General features: G+C 47.3%; 13 protein-coding genes. 9 read left to right on the top strand and 4 right to left on the bottom strand.

Annotation, left to right across the window (positions count from 1 at the left end; genetic code table 11):
* Position 1 precedes the first annotated feature (1 nt).
* Positions 2-880 (top strand): amidohydrolase family protein, encoded by an 879-nt coding sequence (locus HP548_RS26525; RefSeq protein ID WP_076287908.1) that lies wholly within the window; start codon positions 2-4, stop codon positions 878-880.
* Between the two features lie 169 nt (positions 881-1,049).
* Here HP548_RS26525 and HP548_RS26520 read toward each other — a convergent pair whose 3' ends face one another.
* Both HP548_RS26520 and HP548_RS33505 read right to left on the bottom strand, forming a co-directional pair.
* Complete coding sequence (locus HP548_RS26520; protein ID WP_175383281.1) at positions 1,050-2,006, bottom strand: phosphotransferase family protein; 957 nt, start codon at positions 2,004-2,006, stop codon at positions 1,050-1,052.
* A gap of 166 nt (positions 2,007-2,172) precedes the next feature.
* Positions 2,173-3,189: a hypothetical protein gene (locus HP548_RS33505; RefSeq protein ID WP_246318217.1), complete on the bottom strand. Its 1,017-nt coding sequence runs from the start codon at positions 3,187-3,189 to the stop codon at positions 2,173-2,175.
* A 261-nt stretch (positions 3,190-3,450) separates the two neighbouring features.
* Between HP548_RS33505 and HP548_RS26510 the strand changes: the two genes are divergently transcribed.
* Positions 3,451-5,508: a methyl-accepting chemotaxis protein gene (locus tag HP548_RS26510; RefSeq protein WP_175383280.1), complete on the top strand. Its 2,058-nt coding sequence runs from the start codon at positions 3,451-3,453 to the stop codon at positions 5,506-5,508.
* A 173-nt stretch (positions 5,509-5,681) separates the two neighbouring features.
* On the opposite strand, the gene HP548_RS26505 is transcribed toward HP548_RS26510, so the two are convergent.
* Positions 5,682-6,056: an iron-sulfur cluster biosynthesis family protein gene (locus tag HP548_RS26505; RefSeq protein ID WP_256336612.1), complete on the bottom strand. Its 375-nt coding sequence runs from the start codon at positions 6,054-6,056 to the stop codon at positions 5,682-5,684.
* A gap of 85 nt (positions 6,057-6,141) precedes the next feature.
* On the opposite strand from HP548_RS26505, the gene HP548_RS33785 reads away from it, so the two are divergent.
* The 7 genes from HP548_RS33785 (at position 6,142) to HP548_RS26475 (ending at position 15,313) form a co-directional block, all read left to right on the top strand.
* A complete protein-coding gene (locus HP548_RS33785; protein WP_281364912.1) occupies positions 6,142-6,267 on the top strand; it encodes a hypothetical protein in 126 nt (41 codons plus the stop codon).
* Between the two features lie 37 nt (positions 6,268-6,304).
* Positions 6,305-7,333, top strand: a complete 1,029-nt coding sequence (locus tag HP548_RS26500) for a LacI family DNA-binding transcriptional regulator (RefSeq protein ID WP_076287911.1) — start codon at positions 6,305-6,307, stop codon at positions 7,331-7,333.
* Positions 7,334-7,515: 182 nt separating this feature from the next.
* The gene (locus HP548_RS26495; RefSeq protein ID WP_076287912.1) at positions 7,516-8,775 is read left to right on the top strand and encodes an ABC transporter substrate-binding protein; all 1,260 of its coding nucleotides are present in this window, start codon (positions 7,516-7,518) and stop codon (positions 8,773-8,775) included.
* Between the two features lie 101 nt (positions 8,776-8,876).
* Positions 8,877-9,764, top strand: coding sequence for a carbohydrate ABC transporter permease (locus HP548_RS26490; RefSeq protein WP_063565348.1), 888 nt, complete (start codon positions 8,877-8,879; stop codon positions 9,762-9,764).
* Entirely contained in the window at positions 9,757-10,602 is an 846-nt protein-coding gene (locus HP548_RS26485) for a carbohydrate ABC transporter permease (RefSeq protein ID WP_175383279.1), read from the top strand. The genes HP548_RS26490 and HP548_RS26485 overlap by 8 nt, the downstream gene beginning before the upstream one ends.
* 82 nt (positions 10,603-10,684) lie before the next feature.
* Positions 10,685-12,217: a glycoside hydrolase family 30 protein gene (locus tag HP548_RS26480; protein ID WP_343054937.1), complete on the top strand. Its 1,533-nt coding sequence runs from the start codon at positions 10,685-10,687 to the stop codon at positions 12,215-12,217.
* Positions 12,218-12,322: 105 nt separating this feature from the next.
* Complete coding sequence (locus HP548_RS26475) at positions 12,323-15,313, top strand: beta-galactosidase (RefSeq protein WP_175383278.1); 2,991 nt, start codon at positions 12,323-12,325, stop codon at positions 15,311-15,313.
* 210 nt (positions 15,314-15,523) lie between these two features.
* On the opposite strand, the gene solA is transcribed toward HP548_RS26475, so the two are convergent.
* Complete coding sequence (gene solA, locus HP548_RS26470) at positions 15,524-16,678, bottom strand: N-methyl-L-tryptophan oxidase (RefSeq protein ID WP_175383277.1); 1,155 nt, start codon at positions 16,676-16,678, stop codon at positions 15,524-15,526.
* Between the last annotated feature and the right edge of the window lie 167 nt (positions 16,679-16,845).

Genomic DNA, 16,845 nt, shown 5'->3' with positions numbered 1-16,845 from the left:
CATGCCGATTATTGATATTCACATTCATCTGTCGGACATCGACAGCTTTCATCGAACGGCGATAGATTTATCGAAAGTGGATTATTCTGCCGCTGGCCTCAAGGCGGAGTTTGATAAGAACGACGTGATTCTTGGCATCGGAATGGGGGTTACGGAGCAGACAAAGGGAGCATTCCCGGATTCCAGTTCTCCCAACCCGATGGGACTTGATTTGGAAGAAACGGTTCCTTCATTCCTCATGGAATGCGTCGGCATTAATCCAAACCACCTTGGTGGTGATAACGCTCAGGCCGAGCTGGACCGGATTGAAGCACGATTACAAGCTCCTGAGGTAGCCGGAATTAAACTATATGCGGGGTACTATCATCACTACGTGTATGACAAAATCTACACACCGGTCTATGAACTGGCAGCCAAGTATAACGTGCCGGTGGTCATTCATACAGGAGATACGTACTCGATGAATGGATTGCTCAAGTATGCACATCCGCTGACCGTAGACGAATTAGCTTTTCAACAGCGCGGCGTGAATTTTATGATCTGTCATTTGGGTGATCCTTGGGTGATGGATGCCGCTGAAGTCGTGGCGAAAAATCCGAACGTTTACGCAGATTTGTCAGGCCTTGTTGTCGGTGATCGGCCCCATTTTGAACGGTTTATGAGCGAACCCTTGTTCATGGATCATTTCCGCCGGGCGCTTGTGTATTCGGATCATTACGAGAAAATGCTGTTCGGAACCGACTGGCCGCTCGCGCCGATCGATCTGTATGCAGAATTCGTCCGTCGACTTGTGCCGGAGCAGCATCATGAGAAGGTATTCTACGAGAATGCTTTTGGTTTATTTCCGCGCATTAAACAGCGAATTGCAGATCTGGGTTAAGCACCAGTTCATAATTATCTGAGAAAAATGTATGCCATGTAGGTCGTGGAAGCATATGATGTTCATGCTGAATCCCTATAATGTAAGCTCCTGTCACTTCTGGTGGCAGGAGCTTTTTTGTCCGGCAAAACTGTGAATTCATCTTATGCTTAAACTGGAATGAGGGGGATTAGGAGAACAAAGGTTGAGTTACCATCTTCATATACTTTTTTAAGTCGTCTTTTGCATATGAGTGTTGTTCCCATACCCCAAGGTTCCAACTCATATAGCGGATGCCGAGGTATCGGGATGCCAGGGAGAAATACTTTTCGAATTGATCTTGAGGAATATCGTATCCGTGGGAACTTAGGGCCTCCCGATAGATGTCTACTTGTCTCATATGGCTACAACGCAGAGGAATATCGAAGAACAGGGAGCCATACCGTGCTTCCTCCCAATCAATAAAATAGACATCCTTATTGTTATGTACCAGTACGTTTCCGGGATTCAGATCATTATGGATCATCGTATGCATATGTTCATCTCTGATCAGAACTTCAAGATCATCTACGATGGTACTGGCTAGAGCTTCAATTTCCGATATGATTGGTAATCCAAATTCCGCAATGAATGCTGGGTTTTCTATGGCGGCGTTCCACGAAGGTCTCCAACGATTTTCCATCATGCCGAAGATATGATTCCGATCCACAGTGGGTATCCAGGGCATTTCTTTTTTTAACCCCATATTCGTTCCATGTATGTAAGCCAGCGCTCGTAATTCTTTATTCTGAAGCAGATCCATATCCAGATGGCTATAATCGGTTTGGTAGTCCACATCCTGAATGCAGATCAAGCTGCGATCTTCAGTATGAGGCTCACTTGTTAGACTAAATGGCACATTCGCGCCTTGTGAAAATAATCTGGTCAATGCAGAGCGTTCTATGAACGTGGCTTTCTTCGTAATGACAGAAATGTTCTTTTGCACTCCATTGACTAGGAATTCAATATGATGTCGAAGCAATTCCACGGCCTGAAGTCCCAATTGGATAGGGTTACTTTCCATGCTTAGGATGTGAGCATCCGATGAGACATACTGATGGATGGTTTGTTTTATTAATACTTGTACTGTGATTGATTCCTTACTCATCTGATTGCTCCTTCCTGCTTATTAGTTAAGTAGCTTACCAAGCTTCGCTGTAATTACAAGTGAAACAAGCACCTTATTGGTGAGCCCACTCTACAAGAGCATTCCTGTGTTTCTCAGCAACGTCCCTATTTGCTATTGTTTTTGTGAAGACCTAATTACGGAATGATTATGGATTCGATAGAAGTATAAAATTATTAATGAATCCCTCTTTTTGAAGAAATACCTCTTCGAATTGTTGCGTTTTCAAATCATAGTAATAGATTCCCCGTTCATGTTTGACGTTTGCATCTACATATTCCCCAAGGAAATAAAAACCTCGTCCATCTTTGGATAAGTACAATTCGCTGCTGGCTTTGATAGGAAGGGACATTTTCGTTCTTTCGCCTGTTCTGATATTCACCATACTGTATTCAATGGGATATTTATTGATGTGTTTTGCTGTGGCAATCATGATCTGTTCTGCACGTGCGGACAGAGTTAAGATCTGTTCCTCATGCAGTTCAATGACCTTACGGGTCTGCATGGAAATAGGATCTATTTCAATGATGCTATGGTTTGGAGGGACCATCGGTGTTTGCGCCTTATTGGACTGCTCCATATGAATATACTGCTCTTCTTCAGAATATTGGATGGCATAGGTTTTACTCGTTTCTGGGTTAAACGAAATATCCCATGTAGTTGTATCCAAATCATCGTCATTCAAGATGTTCATCTCTTGTGTTTTCTGATCAAAGAAAATGACTTTGACAGGACGCTCTCCCTTTTTAACAGCAGCCATAACCAAAGTATGATCAACGGTATCTGGAATAATTGAATTAATTGCAAATAAGCCTGTGCTTAATTGTTGAGTCTTTTGTGCCTGAATATCATAGGAAAACAACTCGTCACCCTTATCTTTTCCAACTCCTGAATAATAGATGGTGTCATTTGCTAAGGAAGCTACAGTTAAGGGATATTGTGAGGTATAAGGTAAATCAGATAGTTTAGTTAGAGCCTTCGTTTGGATGTCGTATGTGTATACTCTCATGATCATACCATCATCGGTATCTGTTCCATTAACATATTCCGTGTTTGTAATTGAGAGATATTCATGTGCTTCTTCTTCTGGACCACACCCTGCAATGAAGAGAAGTAAAGTTATTACGACTGCAATAAATTGGTTGGGTAAGATTGTTCTTTTCATTATCTTTGCACCCTTTTCACTAAAAGAAACGATAGATGAATTCAAAGTGAATTATACCTTTATTTTACAAATGGAGTAAATGAAAAAAAATATAATACTAGTTACATATAGTTATATTTTTATTTAGATGAATATGAGTTTTAAAAAAACATTTTCAGTTCAAACGTTGTTCCTGCTGAATAATTGATTGATATCTACCGATATAAAGTTAACCCATACAATATTGGACACAATCAAGGATGAAATGGAAGGTGGATTCATTTGGTATTCGCGAAGGCGAGAGAACGCATGATCAACATGTCGTTCAGAGTCAAATTGCCGCTAATGATCAGTTTACTGGTAACCCTCGTATTGGCGGTAACTGCGGTATTATCTTACACTGTAGCAGCAGTGATTACCCTCGACAAAAGCAAGGATGAGATTAAAGCAACCTCTGACCGGATTGGTGCGGGCTTGCTCACTTCACTAACGTTGGAAGAACAGTCCACGTTCCTGATTACAACACATGGCACATTTCAGGAATTGCTGGAGATTCGAAATAGCGAAGGACAGAATGATGATGTCTTTTTCTCGGAAAATAGTGAACTCGTGGATAAGTCCAATGGTATATTGGCGGACAGCCTCGCAGGGATGGAAGGCAACAGCAATATCATATTGCTGGACCGGAAAGGCATCGTCGTTGCAGCGAACGATCCTGAAGCCCTCGGGGGAGAACGTGCAGATCGTGCGTATTTTCAACAGGCGGTTCAAGGCCAGAATGTAATTAGTGAAGGGGTTATCTCCAAGTCACTGGGTACGCTGGGTACTGCTTTTGCAATGCCGATCTACGATGAAAACAAACAAGTGGAGGGTGTACTCGTATCTACCGCATCAACCTCGTTCTTCGTTGATCAGCTTCAGAACATCAACATTAATGAAGAGGGAAAAGTCATTATTCTGGACCGCGTGGGCACGGTAATGTTCAATTCGGCGGATGAGAAGATGGCGGGGCAGAAGCTTGAGTCTGGTGAATATCAGTCACTGATTGATCTGCCTTCTAATGAGCAACTGCAACAAGGTGATGTTAGCACAAAAGACAAAGTAATCTTTTATTCCAAAATTCCAAGATCAGATTGGACCATCATTGTTGAAGATAAACTAAGTGATGTGCAGAAGCCATTAGGGAAAATGGCGAAACAGATGTATATCGTCCTGTTCAGCGCAATTGCGGTGTCTATCATCGCAGGAATACTGATCTCCTTACTGGTTACCAAACCCATTACAAGGCTAACAGCATTGTTCCAACAACTTGCAGACGGGGATCTGACGGTGCAGGCTAAGGGCAAATATAGCGGAGAATTCAAACAACTGGTGGACAGCTTTAACACGATGGCGGCGGGCAACCAACAGCTGATTTCCAGCATGAATCATTCCATCAGCGTACTGAAAACAAGTACAACCGAACTGGATCTGTCCACCCAGCAGACCTCGACCTCCATTGCCGAAACAACGACAACGGCGTTTGAAATTTCACGAGCCATGGAATCTCAGGCCAATGATACGGAAGCGATCGTGGATAAGTTCATGAACGTGGGCAATAAAATAGCGAACGTCAATGAGATGTCGCAATCAGTGAAGCTCAAGGCAGACGAGATTACGGATGCATTCAAGAACAACCATGAGGTCATTGATGCGTTGATTGCGGTGAACGGACAGAACGAGGCCGAAGTAGCCAACATTTCCAAAATCACAGTGCAGCTCGCTGAAAGCTCCTCTGGCATTCACCAAATTACAGGTACGATAACCGAAATTGCGAATCAGACGAAACTGCTTGCACTTAATGCCTCCATTGAAGCCGCTAGGGCGGGTGAGCACGGACGTGGCTTCGCCGTAGTTGCATCGGAGATCCGCAAACTGGCGGAGCAGACCACAGCCCAATCGGAGGATATCAGCCGGATTGTGATGCAGACGATTGATCATGTCGAGCAGAATAACCGGAGCGTACAAGCCATTGAGGCGATTGCAGAACAGCATAAGAGCAGTGTAGGCCAGACCAAGGAAACGTTCAATTTTGTCACCCAAAATATGAATGAAATGATGGACCAGGTTCAGGCCATTGCCTCTGAGATTGAATCCATTGAACGGGATAAGGATGACGTCATTGGAGCTGCTCAGAACTTATCTGCTTCGGGTGAAGAAGTGTCTGCATCCGTGGAGGAAGTAACCGCGACGATGGAGGAACAGTCAGGTATGACCGAGCATCTGTCAGAGATGGTACAGACCATCGATGGATTGACCAAACAGCTTGTAGAAGCATCATCCCGATTCAAAACAAAGTAAATAAGCGCATGATGTCATTTGATAAGATCCGGTATGCTGCGATTGGTCCTAGAGATAACTTTCCAGTCGCACAACTGGTGCAGGCCATACAAAAACAAACAAAGAAAAAACCTCCCAGCCCGTTAAGTTTCAAGGGTTGGGAGGTTTTTTCGTAGGTCCATATTTTCTAACTTTTATCGTACGAACCAACTGAGCGGCTGCGGCGAAGTGTCTGCGGTATCCCGAAGATCATGGGCTTTGACATGATTGCCGTAGATCATGGAATCACTGCTCAATCGGTAGGAAGGGAAACTGTTCTCTGATTGCAGGCGAAGGCAAGGCTCGAAATAGATCTGTTGCTGTTTGTTGATAAGGAAAGGAAGCGAATCGGATTCAATCCGAATGTCATCACTGTCCGGCTCGTTAACGATCAGAAGCACAGCAGTACCATCACATCCGCATCCATCGGTGTCATAAAACAGCTTGAAATAGCCCGGCCGATCTCCCAGCATCGCGTTAAGTCTTGATTCTGCCAGCGGACTGACCTGAATGATCATAACGTCGTTCACACTCCTCTAATCACCTTATGAATTCGCTTACAATCTAATATATGGAACAATGGTGTGAAATAGAAGGGAAAGCAGGCTGAATCCGATGAAAATTACAAGTTTGGTGGATCATCCGATCGAATGGTTCAATTACTTGAATATCATCGGTAGAGATGCTGTGATGGAGCCTCGGAATGAAACCCATTTCATCCCGATTCCTTATCTGGTATGATAAGCAGGAATATTAGAGAAAAAGGATGGTTCCACATATGACACCGATTACCATATATGACATCGCCAAAGAAGCGAACGTATCCGTATCCACGGTCTCCCGTGTGCTGAATGATACGGCACCTGTGCGTGCAAGCACAAGGGAGAAGATCATGTCCATCATTGAAAAACACCAGTTCCAACCCAACGCGCAGGCGCGCAGTCTGATCAAGAAAGAGACGGGAACCATTGCGATCATCCTGCCAGACATTACGAATCCGTTCTTCCCGGAAGTGTTCTGGGGGGCTGAGAACGAGGCACGTGGATTGGGGTATACGTTCTTCCTGTGCAATACGGCCGGGGATTACAGCCGGGAGTCCGAGTATTTGTCCATTTTGCGCGAGAAGCGGGTAGATGGTATTATTTTTCTCGGTGGACGAATCAACATGCAGGTCTGTCCGGATGAGATGGCTCAGGAATTGATTGATATGGGCAAACGTATGCCGATTGTGCTGGTCAATGGCAACATTGCCAAAGGCGGATTCCATCGGGTGTACACGGATGAAGGAGCGGGAGCCGTTTTGGCTGCTGAACATTTGCTCGAACTGGGACATCGGGATATTGCTTTTGTGGGCGGTTTGAAGGAGTTGTCCACCACGATGGTTAAGGTCAAGGCCATTCAGAAAAAACTGCGTGAGCATGGACTCGAAATTCCGAAAGAGCGTCAACTGCTTGGAAGCTTCTCCATTGAAGATGGCAAACGGGAGATGTCTAAGCTGCTGGACCGTGGAAACCCTCCAACTGCGGTGATCTGCGTGAACGACTACACGGCGATTGGTGCGATTAAGGCGACCATTGAGCATGGCTTATCGATTCCGAAGGATATTTCCATTGTCGGTTTTGATGATACGCCGCTCGCAAGTGCCGTTATACCGGAACTGACGACTGTGTCCCAGAATACGTATCAGCTGGGCAAGCTGGCCGTGGACAAGCTGCATGAACTGATTAATCAGGCTAATCCGAAGAAACAGACCATTCTGCAACCAGAGCTTGTTGTCCGCCAAAGTACTGGACCCGCACCACGATAAATGGGGAATGTTTGAAAAAGAAAGCGTTGACATTCCTTCGGAGGGTGAAATATAATGAGGTCGTGAATGAAACCCCTTTCATAAACTGGAACGGGTTTTAATTTTAAACTTTATGAAACCCATTTCATGAAATGGGTTTCAGTTGTCTGATCTTCCATTCATATTTCAAGGGGGCGCACGGTATGAGAAAAAGTTTAAAGGTCATTTCGTTATTGATGCTGGTCATGGTAATGGGTCTGACAGCCTGTAGCAAGGGTGACAGCGGTGCAGCTGGCGGCAAGGTCGATCTGAGCATGACGATCTGGGGCTCGGAGGACGAGAAGAAGATTTATCAGGAGAGACTCGACATTGTGAAGCAGACCTATCCCGATATTAACGTGAAACTGAACGTCGTTGCCGGGGACTATGACCAAAAGGTTCAGACGATGATCGCCGGGGGAACCGCACCGGACATCATGATGATCGCCGAGAACTATCAGGCGTACGCCTCCAAAAACCAAATTGTTTCGCTGGATGATATGATCCAGGCCAACAATGTGAACATGTCAGAGCGCTATTCTGACGACATCGCCAGCCTGATGAAATTCGATGGTAAACAGTTCGGAATGCCTGACCGTGCAGGCGCGATGGTGCTCTTTTACAACAAAGACCTGTTCGACAAGGCCGGAGTGGAATATCCAACTAAGGAATGGACTCAGGAAGACCTGCTCGCTGCTGCTCAGAAGCTGACGGTGAAGGAGAATGGCAAAACAGTTCAATGGGGTTACTACCCAGGCAGCTGGTGGCCGCAATGGATGCAATTGATCTACCAAAACGGTGGTTCCCTGTTCGATGAGAGCGGCAAACCTACCTTCAATACCGAACCTGTACGTAAGGCACTGCAATTCATGAATGACTTGACCTTCACCCATGGTGTGGGACCAACGCCAACGGAGATTGCCGACATGGGAAATATCGGTGCTGACCCATTGTTCGCCCAAGGCAAGATTGCCATGGAGACGACGGGATTCTGGAATATTGGTTCACTTGCCAAGGTGGAAGGCATCAATTGGGACATTTCTCCGATATGGGGAGAGACTAATGCGTTCTTCAATGGCTTTACGATTACGAACGCGTCCAAACATAAGGAAGAGGCATTCAAAATCATAGAAGCGCTGACTACACCAGAAGCACAATTACCGATGATCAAGGCGGGGCAGGATGCTCCTGCAACAAAGGCCGGCCTGTCCAGCGATGAGTTCCTGAATGCCGAATATGGCGGCAAGAAAATCAACATGGCTGCTTTCAGCGAGTCCACTATCTACGCCGAGCCGTTCAATCCGCAATGGAATGAAATGATGAAGCTCATTAACGACAAGCTGGGTGTCTACTTCAACAATAAAGCTTCACTGGATGATACGGTGACCGAAATTCAGAGCGGACTGGAAAGAATCTACAAATAGAGGTTGTTCACATGCATAAATAGCATCGACAGGGGACAGACGGAATTCGGCATGAATGAATCCGGGTTTCGTCTGCTCGCTTCGTTATGGGAGGGCTTAACGTGAGAAAAAAGGACGGGAAATGGTTTTATATCTTCATCTCGCCTTGGCTGATTGGATTCCTTGGACTTACCCTGGGTCCGATCCTGTTTTCCATCTACATGAGCTTCACCAATTGGGATCTGTTCCAGTCTCCTGAATTCATCGGTATAGACAATTACAAAAACCTGTTGACCGATGACCCGATCTTCTGGAAATCCGTAGGCAATACCTTCTTCTACGCATTAATATCGATTCCGCTGGGCATGTCCATCTCGCTCTGGATTGCGTATTACCTCAACAAAAAAATCAAAGGTATTACCTTCTTCCGCATCCTGTTCTATCTGCCATCTGTCGTTCCGGTAGTTGCAAGCTCACTGCTCTTCATCCATCTGCTTGCACCAACGGAAGGCTTGATCAACCAGGCACTTGCCATCTTCGGCATTCAAGGCCCTGCCTGGCTGCTTGATCCGAACTGGGTTAAACCAGCCTTGATCCTCATGTCGCTATGGGGCGTCGGGGGCGGCGTGGTACTGCTGTTGGCGGGTATGAAAGGTATTCCTCAGGAGCTGTACGAGGCCGCCGCCATTGATGGGGCGAAGAGCTCGCAATCGTTCTTCCACATTACATTTCCAATGCTGACTCCCGTCATCTTCTTCAATCTCGTCACCGGGATGATCGGGGCGCTCCAGACGTTCGCACAGGTATTCATCGTTACAGCAGGTGGACCGGATAATGCCAGTCAGATGGTTGTTCCTTACCTGTTCCAGAATGCGTTCCAGTTCTACAAAATGGGATATGCATCGGCCATTGCCTGGGTTCTGTTCATCATCATCATGGCGTTGACCCTGGTTGTGTTCCGTTCGTCGGCGCTATGGGTGCATTACGAGGAGGGAAAAGCAAATGAGTAATCCATCCACTGTGGAGAAAACGATATCTTACATTTTTCTGATTCTGGTCGGGGTGCTGCTTGCTTCCCCTTTCCTGTACATGATCTCCATCGCACTGGCGAGTGACGCTACAACCGTAAAATCAGCCTTTACCTTCATACCGCTCGAATTCCAATGGTCCAATTTCTATACGATCTTCACGAATAACAATCTGGGTATTTATCTGAAAAATTCAGTCATTATTACCGTCATTACCATTATCGGATCGGTGTTGTCAGCATCGGTCGTATCTTACGGCTTCGCTCGGATCAAGGCGAGAGGCAGTCGGTTCCTGTTCATTGTACTGCTTAGTACGATGATGATTCCGGGCGAGGTGACGATGGTGCCGCAGTTCATCATCTTCCGTCATCTGGATTGGATCAATACATTCTATCCACTGATCGTGCCTAGTTTTTTCGCCGGAGCATTCAACGTATTTCTCATTCGGCAGTTCGTCATGAGCATACCGAAGTCGCTTGATGAAGCTGCCATGATTGACGGCATGGGACATCCGGGAATCTACTGGAAGATCATTATGCCACTCACCTATCCGATACTTGCCGCCATCGCCATTTTCTCGTTTTCCTATAACTGGGGGAACTTCATGGGGCCGCTCATTTACATCAATGATCCGGAGAAAATGCCACTGGCGCTCGGTGTTCAGCTTCTGACTACGGTCGGTGGTGGACAGATGCCGCCATGGAACCTCGTTATGATTGCTTCCCTGTTCCTGACTATTCCAATGGTGCTGGTGTATTTATTCGGACAGCGTTATGTCTATGAAGCGAATATCAGTGGTGGCAGCAGCGGAATCAAGTAACGGGAGGTGAACGCAGTGTTGAAGCCAATGGTGAAAACTAAGACCCGTCTACATCGCACATGGGTAAAGGGCTGCATGTACCATGAATAACAACAAGGCCCCTTTCGACAATGACAACCATAATCATCACAAGCAGCGCAGGTGGCGCAGCCGGAGTTACATCCTGATGGGTGTGGCCCTGATCGCGCTCCTTGCAGGAGGAGGGATTATCATCAATCATTTTGCCAATGAATCATCCAAAACACTTACATTCCAAGGTGAGCCGATACGTCTGAAGCTGGAGCAAACCTATGATCATTTTGAAGGCTGGGGTACGTCGCTTGCGTGGTGGGCCAACGATCTTGGAGGATGGAAAAATCAAGCAAAGGTCAGTGAAGTCATGGATCTGGTGTTTGATGCAGAGAAAGGGCTAGGTCTGAACATTGTTCGCTATAATATTGGCGGTGAGGAGAACCCTGATATGAAGGCGCTTCGGCCCGGAGGAGATGTTCCCGGCTTCCAGCCTGAACCCGGCGTGTGGGATTGGGAGGCAGATGCAGGACAACGTGCCGTATTACAGGGATCTCTGGAACGTGGGGTCAACATTGCCGAGGCGTTCTCCAATTCACCACCTTACTGGATGACAATCAGCGGCTCAGTTACGGGTGCTGTAGATGGCAGCAACAATCTGCGAGAGGATCAGTATGATGCGTTTGCCGATTATCTAACCGAGGTCGTGAAGCATTATCGCGATGAGTGGGGCATTACATTCCGCACACTTGACCCCCTCAATGAACCTTCCTCTGATTGGTGGAAGAAAGGCAATATGCAGGAAGGCAGTCATTTTACCAATGAGAAACAGGCCGAGATTATCAAGAAGGTTGCGGCATCGCTCAAAAGTAAAGGGCTGGATGGTACGGTCATCAGTGCTGCGGACGATAATAGCATTGACGAGACGGTGCACAATTTCAGCCTTTATGATCAGGATACGCTTGATGTGATCGACCAGATTAACACACACTCCTATAATGGTAGCAAAATGGAAGAACTACGCACGCTGGCTGAACGGTATGGCAAGAAACTTTGGATGTCCGAGTATGGGACAGGTGGCAGTGAACCGCATAGTCATGAGGACATGACTTCCGTGCAGGAGCTCGCGGAGCGCATCATGTTCGATCTGAAAATCATGCAGCCTTCTGCCTGGGTGTATTGGCAGGCCGTTGAAGATGAAGGTGCCAACAATAACTGGGGTTTCATTCATGCCAATTTTAATGGCGAAGAGCAGTACGAGATGACAAAACAGTATTATGGCATGGCCCAGTTTACGAAATTCATCCGTCCAGGTGCAACGATTATTCCAACAGATGATGGGCGAACACTTGCCGCATATGATGCAGCTAATCAAAGGCTGGTGCTGGTGATTCGCAATGAGCTATCTGCCGGAACTACAGCATTTGAACTGGGGGCATTTGACTACAGCAATACTTCTACAGCTAAAGTTTATCAGACGTCACCGGATCGGAACATGGAGCAGCTTGAAAATGTTCCGGTATATACCAATGGACTGGAAGTCTCGACTGCGGACAATTCCATCACCACCGTTGTAGTGGAAGGTGTAACGTTGCAGGCGAACTGATGGCCTATTGAAATCGGAATCAAAAAAATCTGGGGATAACAGAGATCGGAAGGTTGTTCTGTCACCGCAGCGATGAACTCAAACACAGAGAAGGAGGGCTTATCTTTGACAGAGAAAACATCCCTTTTGCTTCAGGAGCAGGAAAAGAATAAAAATACCAGAACTGAGCATAGTGCTCGATCTGAACTGACTTACGATCAGCGCAGCTTCATGATGAATGGAGAACGAGTATTTCTGAACAGTGCCACCATTCATTATTTCCGCATGCCAAGGGAGGAATGGCGGGAGGTCTTGATGAAGGCGAAGCTGGCTGGCATGAATTGCATTGATACCTATTTTGCCTGGAACGTGCATGAGCCGGAGGAAGGACAGTGGTCGTTCGAAGGAGACAATGATTGTGGAGCCTTTCTGGACCTGTGTGCAGAGTTGGGCATGTATGTAATCACGAGGCCGGGTCCGTTTATTTGCGCAGAGTGGGATTTCGGCGGCTTTCCGTATTGGCTGGAGACGAAGCAGGGAATCAAGTTCCGACAAAATAATGAAGCCTATCTGCATTATGTAGATCTGTATTTTGACCGGATCATTCCAATCATTCGTGAGCGCCATCTATCTGCTGGAGGCACTGTTATTCTTGTACAGGTCGAGAACGAATACGGGTATCTGATGGATGATGCAGCAGCAAGTGCCCATATGAACCATCTTCGGGACGGTCTGCTTCAGCGAGGGATTGACGTTCCGCTTATCACCTGTGTAGGTGGCGCGGAGGGCACGATTGAAGGAGCCAACTTCTGGTCAGGTGCTGACGGGCATTATGCGAAGCTGCGGGAGAAACAGCCGGATACACCGAAGATCGTTACGGAATTTTGGACGGGATGGTTCGAGAATTGGGGTGGGCCTTCTGCCATTCAGAAGACGGCGCCACTGTTTGAGAAACGCATGATGGAAATTCTTCGCACCGGTTATACCGGAATCAGTCATTACATGTTCTACGGCGGAACCAACTTTGGTGGATATGGTGGCAGAACCGTGGGCAGCAGCGATATTTTCATGATTACTTCCTACGATTATGATGCGCCGCTGAACGAGTACGGGCGGGTAACGGCCAAGTATGCTGTAGCGAAGACGTTATCCTATTTTGTCCATGCGTTTGGCGCTTTGCTGATGGAGACGGAGGAAGTACCAGCGGAGCAGATCAAGGTACGTCATCCGCAAGGCATCTCTGTACGAGGCAGATCTAAAGGCAGCGAGAAGATATGGTTCTTGGAGAGTCACAAGGATGAGCGCGAGACGTTTCACGTCACCCTGGAGGAAGGCAGGACACTTCCTATAGCCCTGAACCCGGGGCAGATTATCCCGATACTGGACAGGATAGAGATTGCCGAGAATGTATATCTGACAGGTGGCACGATGATTACGGGCAATGAAGTGGTGAATGGAGAATTGACCCTGTTCATCGTTGCGGAGGCGGGACAGCGTTCAGTTGTGGAACTGGAGACAAACGTCTTGAATGTACAGGATAGCAGCATGCAGGTACTGGTTGAACGTGATCCGTTAAATGGAGCCTATCGCTTCGAACTGGTACATTTCCGTGAGCCAGGCATCATTCATCTGGAGGCGAGTGGCATCCCCATTCGGTTCGTGGTTCTGGACAAGGAAACGATGGATCGCACGTGGAGAATCAATGGAGGGGGAGGGGCGAAACAGCTGCGTTATGCAATCGGATTAGATGATATAGATGTCTCCCTATCCGGGCAGGTCACGGGTATGATCTCTGATCCGGATCGGAATATTTTGCTTCTCGGTAGCTGGACGGATGGTGAACGATCGTTGACTGGACGTGAGTTCATATACGGAGAAGCAAACGATTCACAGAGCGGCATGCAGGATGAACATGTTCAGGAGTCATCCGCAGCAATTCAGCATGCTCTGTTCAGCACGCCGCCAATGCCACCAAAACTGACGGATTCCCCTGAGTTGTCTCGTGTGATTTTGACAGCGGAACAGCGTGCTTCGAGTGGTCAACCAGCGCATTTTTCCCAGTACGGACAGGATTTCGGGTATCTGTTATACGAGTGCGATTTCGACCGTTCGGTGGATGGAATCACCACCCTGATTCTGCCATCTCTCCAGGACACGGCCAGAATATATGTCAATCGTGTGGAACAGGCACTGGTTCGTCAAGTTGGTGCAGCGGGTGTTCAGGTGCAGACGACGAAAGGAAAGAATACACTTCAGGTGCTGGTACAGCATATGGGCAGGCTAAATTTTTCTCCATATTTGGGTGAAAGCAAAGGTCTGGCAGGATCGGTTTACATCGGTGGTTCCGCTCAGGACATCCGCCGGAATTGGCATGCGGAGCATGGGGTGGTGCATCTCGATGAAGTGAATTATCTTGAGGATGCCCCGCTTCTGAGCAGAAGCTTTACGTTGGATGGCATGGACCGTGCGATTCTCGTTGGAGCGGTGAGCCAAGGATTGCGGCTTAATGGCATGGATGTGCCAATGGAAGGGTATCAGGACTGGTTTTCGTTTAACACGTTGGATCTTTCCCTTTATTTGCGGCCCGGAGAGATCAATACGTTGGAGATGCCTTATAACAGAACGCCGCTGAATCGGCTGGAACTGATCCTGTACCGGAGTGAAGATGAGTTGAAGGATTGGCGTATGGCAGGTACGGATGCCTTGCTTCCACGGCAATGGGGATTATATGAGCCACCGAACGTTTCAGGTCATCTCGATACCTATCGGCAGGCTGCGGACTATAGTGGCAATTGGAATGCCATGTCGGTGGGGAATGGTTCGTACGGTCAACCCGTTTGGTACCGCTGGCGCTTCTCCAAGTCAGCTGTGCCCGAACACTTCCGAGTGAACCTGATGCTTCGTCTTACCGGCATGAGCAAGGGAACACTTCATCTGAACGGGCACCATCTGGGACGTTATTGGCAGATCGGTCCGCAAGAGGATTACAAAATTCCGATATCCTGGCTGCAGGATGAGAATGAATTGCTGTTATTTGATGAGGAAGGCCGAACGCCAGAACGGGTGCGTTTCTTGTATGATAACTTGTCCCAGTATCCATGGGTTGTGGTCGAATAGCTCGTCTTTATATGTAACAGTACAACGGCAATAGACAGCGTTTCCTTCGTTGTATTTATTCTTTTTGCGGAGACTGTTCGGATATTTGAATCTATAGATTCAAATATCCGAACAGCTCAAGCTAACCCTATCTGCACCCACCACGATTGCACATACTCCTTTCTTGAAACATGATGAGCTATACCACACAACACGGTTCAAGAAAGGAGTTCACCTTGATATATGGCTACCAAATCGGGAAAGGGCAAATCGTCCAATATCCTGATCTGTATGGCCTGTTTGCATCAAATCAGACAATATTTTGCCCACTGCACTTGAGAATTTGAAGCCATGACCGGAAAATCCGCCTGCCAGCCATACATGGTTATGGGCAGGGTGACGGTCGATAATAAAATCTTCATCCGGTGTGAGCTCGTACTTGCATACCGCACCACGTTTCAGCTTTCCCGCTGCTAGAGGCATCCGAAGTTCAAGCAATCTCCGCAGATCACCCTCATCCGTTTCATCAGAGCCAAATGAAGCCAGTGTATCGCCTGGTGTCCACTCCCGCCCCGTATCGTGACGTCCAATCTTCAGACCCGACCCGCCAATGCTCGGAAATCCATAATATCCGCCTTCTTTTCCAGCCAGCGTAAAACCGGGAAAGTGATCCTCGGCGAACAATGCCTCCGGTGCATCGAACCATCCCACAGTTTTGCGTACAGCTCGAATGGGAAGATTGACGAACGGTTTCAGCGTCTGAAACCATGCTCCGGCACTGAGAATGACCTGGTTCGCATAATACGTCTCACCAGCAGATGTGATGACTCCAACAGAATCTGCGCTGCAATCGATATGTTCAACACGTGTGTGGGTTAAGATAGTGGCACCCGATGCTTCGGCTGCCTGACGGAAGGCGAGCACGCAGCGCTCACTGAATAAATATCCTGCATCAGGCTCATACATTCCCTCGTAATGTTCAGGGACTTCAATGCCTGGCCAGCGTTTCATGATTTCGGCTGCGCGCAAGGTTTCATACCGAATCCCCGCATCTTCAGCATGGGTTAAACGATTATGAAAAGAATGGATATCCGGGTCAACTATATTCAAGACGCCTGATGGTACAAGCAATTTGGCCCCGGTAGTATCCTCCAGTTCTTCCCACAGTTCCTGCGCCAGAAGTGCCATCGCTATATAATCAGGTCCCCCGCTATATACGTGGCGGATAAGCCGTGGTTCTCCGTGATGGCTGCCTTCCGTATGCGGAGGATCAAAGGCATCAATGAGCAATGTTTTTAATCCACTGCGCGCAAGATAATAACCTGCACTCATGCCCATCGATCCGGCTCCAACGATAATGACATCATAGGAATGTGATATAACCATCCCTCCTTCCGCTTATTTTTCAGAGACCAATCTTATACAGGATAATCTAGTCTCCAAATCTACGGCAGTCAATAGAACAGGTTATAGAGAAAGCCGATACGACAATAGAAAATTTTGATTAAGGATAAAGTTGTATGTATACCAAAATAGTGGTAGAGTTTTGAACT

The organism is Paenibacillus taichungensis (assembly GCF_013359905.1).
Taxonomy (GTDB): Bacteria; Bacillota; Bacilli; order Paenibacillales; family Paenibacillaceae; genus Paenibacillus; species Paenibacillus taichungensis.
This window is presented reverse-complemented; position numbering and strand designations above follow the sequence as displayed.

Excerpts from the sequence above, each read along its gene's own strand:
- HP548_RS26525 (WP_076287908.1), top strand. The coding sequence starts at position 2 with ATGCCGATTATTGATATTCACATTCATCTGTCGGACATCGACAGCTTT.
- HP548_RS26520 (WP_175383281.1), bottom strand. The coding sequence starts at position 2,006 with ATGAGTAAGGAATCAATCACAGTACAAGTATTAATAAAACAAACCATC.
- HP548_RS33505 (WP_246318217.1), bottom strand. The coding sequence starts at position 3,189 with ATGAAAAGAACAATCTTACCCAACCAATTTATTGCAGTCGTAATAACT.
- HP548_RS33785 (WP_281364912.1), top strand. The coding sequence starts at position 6,142 with ATGAAAATTACAAGTTTGGTGGATCATCCGATCGAATGGTTCAATTAC.
- HP548_RS26500 (WP_076287911.1), top strand. The coding sequence starts at position 6,305 with ATGACACCGATTACCATATATGACATCGCCAAAGAAGCGAACGTATCC.
- HP548_RS26495 (WP_076287912.1), top strand. The coding sequence starts at position 7,516 with ATGAGAAAAAGTTTAAAGGTCATTTCGTTATTGATGCTGGTCATGGTA.
- HP548_RS26485 (WP_175383279.1), top strand. The coding sequence starts at position 9,757 with ATGAGTAATCCATCCACTGTGGAGAAAACGATATCTTACATTTTTCTG.
- HP548_RS26480 (WP_343054937.1), top strand. The coding sequence starts at position 10,685 with ATGAATAACAACAAGGCCCCTTTCGACAATGACAACCATAATCATCAC.
- solA (WP_175383277.1), bottom strand. The coding sequence starts at position 16,678 with ATGGTTATATCACATTCCTATGATGTCATTATCGTTGGAGCCGGATCG.